8 protein-coding genes are annotated in these 6,293 nt (G+C 35.3%); 7 read left to right on the forward strand and 1 reads right to left on the reverse strand.

Annotated elements, in window-relative coordinates; translation table 11 throughout:
- The 3 genes from rpe to asnS form a co-directional block, all read left to right on the forward strand.
- On the forward strand, positions 1–570 hold a 570-nt coding region (rpe, locus tag AC3AX0_RS05460; protein WP_487549296.1), incomplete at its 5' end, for a ribulose-phosphate 3-epimerase.
- Positions 563–1,195, forward strand: a complete 633-nt coding sequence (locus AC3AX0_RS05465) for a thiamine diphosphokinase (RefSeq protein WP_487549297.1) — start codon at positions 563–565, stop codon at positions 1,193–1,195. The genes rpe and AC3AX0_RS05465, both read left to right, overlap by 8 nt.
- A gap of 2 nt (positions 1,196–1,197) precedes the next feature.
- Positions 1,198–2,583 carry an asparagine--tRNA ligase gene (asnS, locus tag AC3AX0_RS05470; protein ID WP_487549298.1) on the forward strand — a complete coding sequence of 462 codons (1,386 nt, stop codon included), beginning with the start codon at positions 1,198–1,200 and terminating at the stop codon, positions 2,581–2,583.
- 223 nt (positions 2,584–2,806) lie between these two features.
- Here asnS and rpmB read toward each other — a convergent pair whose 3' ends face one another.
- Positions 2,807–2,998 carry a 50S ribosomal protein L28 gene (rpmB, locus tag AC3AX0_RS05475; RefSeq protein ID WP_487549299.1) on the reverse strand — a complete coding sequence of 64 codons (192 nt, stop codon included), beginning with the start codon at positions 2,996–2,998 and terminating at the stop codon, positions 2,807–2,809.
- Between the two features lie 147 nt (positions 2,999–3,145).
- On the opposite strand from rpmB, the gene AC3AX0_RS05480 reads away from it, so the two are divergent.
- The 4 genes from AC3AX0_RS05480 to AC3AX0_RS05495 all read left to right on the forward strand — a co-directional run.
- Positions 3,146–3,499, forward strand: a complete 354-nt coding sequence (locus AC3AX0_RS05480; protein WP_487549300.1) for an Asp23/Gls24 family envelope stress response protein — start codon at positions 3,146–3,148, stop codon at positions 3,497–3,499.
- Positions 3,500–3,516: 17 nt separating this feature from the next.
- A complete protein-coding gene (locus AC3AX0_RS05485) occupies positions 3,517–5,022 on the forward strand; it encodes a DAK2 domain-containing protein (protein ID WP_487549301.1) in 1,506 nt (501 codons plus the stop codon).
- A 58-nt stretch (positions 5,023–5,080) separates the two neighbouring features.
- The gene (locus AC3AX0_RS05490) at positions 5,081–5,164 is read left to right on the forward strand and encodes a hypothetical protein (RefSeq protein WP_487549303.1); all 84 of its coding nucleotides are present in this window, start codon (positions 5,081–5,083) and stop codon (positions 5,162–5,164) included.
- A 71-nt stretch (positions 5,165–5,235) separates the two neighbouring features.
- A partial coding sequence (locus tag AC3AX0_RS05495; RefSeq protein ID WP_487549302.1) for a DEAD/DEAH box helicase occupies positions 5,236–6,293 on the forward strand: 1,058 nt, incomplete at its 3' end.

Raw genomic sequence — 6,293 nt, forward strand, 5'->3', positions numbered from 1 at the left:
TATGTGCATATAGATGTTATGGACGGAGTATTTGTACCGAATATAACTTTTGGATTTCCTGTTATTAAGGCGATAAGAAATATTACAGACAAGGTCTTCGATGTTCATCTTATGATAGAAAAGCCAGAAAGATACATTGATGAATTTGCTGATGTAGGATCAGACATCATAACTGTACATTATGAATCAACTGTGCATCTCCACAGGGTGATTCAAATGATCAAGAACAAGGGATTGATGGCAGGGGTTTCCCTTAACCCTTCGACGCCTGTAATCCTATTAAAAGATATATTAAAAGATCTAGACATGGTACTTTTGATGTCTGTGAATCCAGGTTTTGGAGGTCAGTCTTTTATTAAAGGAACGAAAGATAAGGTACTTGAACTTGTTGAGCTTAAAAATAAATATAATAAAGAGCTTATCATCGAAATAGATGGAGGAGTAAAGGAAACAAATATAGGTGAAATCAGCAGCTGGGGCGTAGATGTTTTTGTAGCAGGCTCTGAAGTATTCAAAGCTGAAAATCCTACAGAAAAAATAAAGAAAATGAAGGATATAATAAATGCCTAGAAAGTGCTTGATAATTACTGGAGGAGAAAAAGTTTCAAAAGACAAAATTCTTTCAGTCATCGATAGTGACACATTTATTATTTGTGCCGACAAGGGTGGAGAAACGGCTTTTGAATATGGGCTAACTCCAGATATTCTTTTAGGTGACTTTGATTCAATAGATCCTGAAATATTTAAAAGTATTGATGTGAATGTAATGGAATATCCTGAAGATAAGGATTTTACTGATACGGAGCTTGCAATTTCCTGTGCATTGGAAAAAGGATTTGAAGAGATAATTCTTGTAAATGCAACTGGAGATAGAATAGACCATGTTTTCAGTACTTTTATGTTGCTTTATAAATATAAAAGGGATAAGATAACAATCATTGGCAATAATTTTGAAGCATTTATTATAGATGGAGATTATGAAATCTCGAATATGAAAGGTAGAACCCTGTCAATAATACCTGTGGAAAGGGAACTTGAAGGTATATGTCTTGAAGGATTCAAGTTTCCATTGAGCAATAGGATCGTCAACCTTGGTGATTCTCTTTGTGTTAGCAATATTGTTGTAAAGGATGAAGCATCAATAAGTTTGAAAAAAGGTACTGCAATAGTAATAATAACAGATTTGGAGGAATAGATATGGAAACGACAGATTTGAGGATATTCTTTAAAAATCCATCGGAATTTTTTGATAAGGAAATTAAACTGGAAGGGTGGATCAGAACTTTAAGATCATCAAAGCAATTCGGCTTTATTGAAATAAACGATGGTACATCTTTTAAAAACATACAGGTTGTTTTTGAAGATAATTTGAATAATTTCGATGAATTGAAAAAATTCAAAACGGGATCGGCAATCGAAGTGGAAGGTATTCTGGTTGAAACTCCTGATGCAAAACAGGAGTTTGAAGTTAAGGCTACATGTATTAGTCTTGTAGCCGATTGTGATTCAAGTTACCCACTGCAGAAAAAGAGACATACACTGGAATACATGAGAAAAATTGCACATTTGAGACCTAGAGCAAATATTTATTCTGCTGGTTTCAGAGTAAGATCTGCAGCTGCTTTTGCAGTTCATAAGTTTTTCCAGGAAAAAGGATTCATATATGTAAACACGCCTATAATCACAGCAAGTGATGCTGAAGGTGCCGGAGAGATGTTTAATGTGTCAACTCTTAACTATGAAGAGACATTGAAAACAAAGGGTGAGGATTTTTCCGAAGACTTCTTTGGAAAGAAGACAAACCTTACAGTGAGCGGACAGCTCGAAGCTGAAACATTTGCTCTCGCATACAAAAATGTTTATACTTTTGGACCTACATTCAGGGCTGAAAATTCAAACACTTCAAGACATGCAGCCGAATTCTGGATGATTGAACCGGAGATGGCCTTCACAGATATCAATGGAAACATGGATATGGCGGAAGATATGATAAAATTTATTATTGACTATGTACTAGAAAACAACAGGGATGAAATTGAATTTTTCAACAAGTTTGTAGACAAGGGACTTCTTGAAAGACTTGAAAATATAAAAAGTGCAGATTTTGAAAGGATTACCTATACCGAAGCAGTTGAAAAGCTTATAGAAAGCGGAGAAAAATTTGACTTTCCAGTAGAGTGGGGAATTGACCTCCAAACGGAACATGAAAGATTCCTTACTGATAGTATTTATGGAAAGCCAGTTTTTGTAACTGATTATCCAAAGGAAATCAAGGCATTCTATATGAGGCATAATGACGACAACAAGACTGTAGCAGCAATGGATCTTCTAGCTCCGGGTGTAGGCGAGATAATCGGTGGATCCCAAAGGGAAGAGAGATATGATGTTCTTATGCAGAAGGTTGAAGAATTAGGAATAGAAGCAGAGGAGCTTTGGTGGTATTTTGAGCTAAGGAAATTCGGATGTGCTTACCATTCTGGATATGGTCTTGGATTTGAAAGACTTATTATGTATCTGACAGGAATAGGAAACATAAGAGACGTAATTCCATTTCCAAGAACCCCACATAATGCGGAATTCTAGAAGTATGATAGAATATTTTAGATTAATTGAATTTCTCAAGGTATTAAACCTTGAGAAATTTTTTATTCTAGCAAGAGAACAATGAAGCTCTACTGCGTTATCTGCAAAAAGAATCCCTCAACAAATAGTGTTGAGGGATTCTTAGTTCAATTAAAAATTTTGACAATGCAAAGGGAATAGCATAAAAAAAACGCGGAGGTTTCTCCGCACTTATTTCATCGAACTATACTGCTCTTTCAACCTTGCCAGATCTCATACATCTGGTACAAACATATTTTCTTTTTGGTACACCATTTTCCAACACTCTTAATCTTCTAACATTAGGTTTCCATGTTCGGTTAATTTTTCTATCCGAGTGACTTACAATGTGACCTGACATCTTGCCCTTGCCACAAATTTCACAATACTTAGCCATAAGCACACCTCCTATCTCCAATAATAAATATGTAAATTTTCAATCTTAAATCAACTGTTACATTCTAACATTAAAAAGTATATATTGCAATAAATATTTTAAGCTATTATAATATTCTTTATAGTAAATAATAATTGGAGGAAAATCATGTCAGTAAAGATAAATAGTGATAATGGAAATATAAACATCGATGAACAAGTTGTTGCGACACTGTCGGGATTGGCGGCCATAGAATGTTATGGTATTGTAGGCATGGCTGCAAAAAGTGCAACAGAAGGGTTCTTCGAACTGGCAAGGAAGGAACAACTGACCAAGGGTGTTAAAGTTACACTTAAGGAAAACAGTGTGATTATAGATTTGTTTGTTATAGTGCAGTATGGTGTAAGAATTTCAACTGTTGCAGAAAATATTATTGCAAAAGTAAAATATAATATAGAAATATATACAGGATTGGCAGTTAAAAGTGTCAATGTGCATGTCCAGGGAGTACGTGTACAGTAGAATCATAGGAGGACAAAATGAAGATTAATAACATAAACAGTATAGCCATCAAGGAAATGATTTTGAGCATGGCGGCTAATCTGGAAAAGAATAAAAACATGGTGGATGCTTTAAATGTTTTTCCAGTACCGGATGGAGATACAGGAACTAATATGCACCTTACTATTCAGTCAGCAGTAAAAGAATCTACTGAATATGAATATACCGATGCAAGAAAGGCTGTCAAGGCAGCTGCAAATGGATCTCTCATGGGTGCAAGGGGAAACTCGGGAGTAATACTGTCACAGCTATTGAGAGGCTTTTCAGAAGGTCTTAAGGATAAGGATGAACTAAGCACCAAGATTATTGCAGAAGCGCTTAAATCCGCTTCTGATACGGCATACAACGCTGTCATGAAACCTGTTGAGGGAACAATATTAACAGTTGCAAGAGAATCATCAGAGAAGGCAATTGAAATTTATGCAAAACAGGATAATATTGTAGAATTTCTAGAGATTGTTATTGAACATGCAAAGGATGCCTTGAGGAGAACACCAGAAATGCTTGATGTATTGAAACAGGCAGGAGTTGTGGATGCTGGAGGACAGGGTCTTGTTTTTCTTATGGAAGGAGCACTGCTCTATCTCAAGGGTGAAAAAATAGATACTCTTGATGTTGAAAATGTCGAAATTAAGGAAACTGAAGATGAACTTGGATTATTTCTTTCTGAAGAGGATATAAAATTTGCATATTGTACGGAATTTATCATCAATAAAACTTCTGCAGAAAGGGAAAAATTTCTCGACATCATAAAGAACAAGGGCGATTCAATAGTGTGTATCAAAGATGAGGATATTATAAAAGTCCATATTCATACAAACGAGCCAGGTTATATTCTGGAAAAGGCTGGAAGATATGGAGAACTTATAAACATAAAAATAGACAATATGAGAAAACAGTTTAGAGACAAGAGGAAAGCAGCTAAGCCCATGGAGAAGAAAAAGGATGCCTTTATTTCCATTGGAATGGGAGAGGGTGTTAAAAAGGTATTTGAAGAGCTGGGAGTTGATGTATTCATTTCCGGTGGACAGACTATGAATCCAAGCACTGAAGATATTATGAAGGCAGTGGATTCCGTCAATTCAGACAATGTTTTTATTCTTCCAAACAACAGCAATATCATATTGGCTGCAAATCAGGCAAAAGAAATCTCAGATAAAAACATTTTTGTAATACCAACAAAGACGATTCCTCAGGGAATTTCATCGATGATTGCATACAATCCTGAATTTGATGAAAAAGATAATGAATCTACAATGATAGAAGCATTGGAAAATGTAAAAACAGGGCAGGTTACCTATGCAGTAAGGGATACTGTTGTAAACGATATTGAAATCAAGAAGGATAATATAATTACAATTCATGATGGAAAAATAATATCAAATGGTGAAGACAAAAGGGAAGAAACCCTTAAGCTTCTAAAGGAAATGGTAGACGAGGACAGTTATCTCATAACATTGATTCTTTTTACCACAGGGCGATGATTATAAAGAATATGGTGAAGAAGTTGAAAAGGAAGATGCAGAAGAAATTGCGACTGAAATCGAGAGATTTGCTGAAGATTGCGATATTGAAGTAATATCAGGCGGGCAGCCTTTATATTATTATATAGTATCAGTAGAGTAAGAAATAGCATTATACTGTTGGCTGTGGAATAAACGGCTTTCGGTGTAATGCTATTGGATTAAGAGGTGTTTATGGATGTGACGCTTAGGGACATACCTGGTGTAGGAGTTAAAAGTACTGAGAAATTAAACAGGCTTAATATCTTTACTGTAGATGACTTAATGGGATATTTTCCATTCAGATATGAGGATAGAACAGTAGCCAGACCCGTATCTCAATTAGAGGACGGAGACAAGGCATTGATTTCAATAAGGTTTTCATCTGGAGTAAGAAATAAAAAAGCGAGAAATAGAAAAAGTATAACTGAAGTAGAGTGTTCCGATGATACTGGTGTAATTAGAGCCATATGGTTCAACCAGCCTTATATAGCAAATAAAATAGCTGAATATAAGGATGCCTGTCTTTATGGTAAAATCCAAAAGTTCAACGGTGGGCTTCATATTATAAACCCCGAAATTGAAAATATGGATAATTCCAATAAAATAATGGGCATCAAACCAGTTTATAAATTAAGTAAAGGCATTTTAAACTATGAGGTTAAAAAAGCTGCTTTGGGATTTTTCAACAAATACGGTTGTTTTATTGAAGATATAATTCCTGAGTATCTTATGATAAAATACAAGTTGTTGAAACGAAGGGATGCTTTAAGATGTATACATTTCCCTCCGGATAAGAAGTCTTACCAGAGGGCAAAAATAACACTAGCCTTTGAGGAACTATTGATACTTCAACTTGGACTAGCTGCTATCAAGTCTGGAAATGAAATAAACAAGGGAAAGGTTCATGCCTATAAAAATGAAATAAATGAATTCAAGAAATACCTTAAGTTTGAGCTTACAGGTGCACAGAACAAGGTTATTGAAGAAATCAAAACAGACATGTGTTCAGACAGGATAATGAACAGACTGGTACAGGGAGATGTCGGAAGTGGAAAAACCGTTGTATCATTTTTTTCCGTTTTTTTAGCCTGGAGAAATGGTTGTCAGTGTGCTTTGATGGCTCCCACAGAGGTTCTAGCCAGACAGCATTATCAAGGGTTTTCCGAGCTTTTTTCAAAAGTTGGAATAAGAACGGAAGTACTGCTGGGAAGTCAGAAGAAAAAAGAAAAAGAAGAAATCAAAAGAAAACT

The sequence above is a fragment of the Dethiosulfatibacter sp. genome (assembly GCF_983023055.1).

Excerpts from the sequence above, each read along its gene's own strand:
- AC3AX0_RS05465 (WP_487549297.1), top strand. The coding sequence starts at position 563 with ATGCCTAGAAAGTGCTTGATAATTACTGGAGGAGAAAAAGTTTCAAAA.
- asnS (WP_487549298.1), top strand. The coding sequence starts at position 1,198 with ATGGAAACGACAGATTTGAGGATATTCTTTAAAAATCCATCGGAATTT.
- rpmB (WP_487549299.1), bottom strand. The coding sequence starts at position 2,998 with ATGGCTAAGTATTGTGAAATTTGTGGCAAGGGCAAGATGTCAGGTCAC.
- AC3AX0_RS05480 (WP_487549300.1), top strand. The coding sequence starts at position 3,146 with ATGTCAGTAAAGATAAATAGTGATAATGGAAATATAAACATCGATGAA.
- AC3AX0_RS05485 (WP_487549301.1), top strand. The coding sequence starts at position 3,517 with ATGAAGATTAATAACATAAACAGTATAGCCATCAAGGAAATGATTTTG.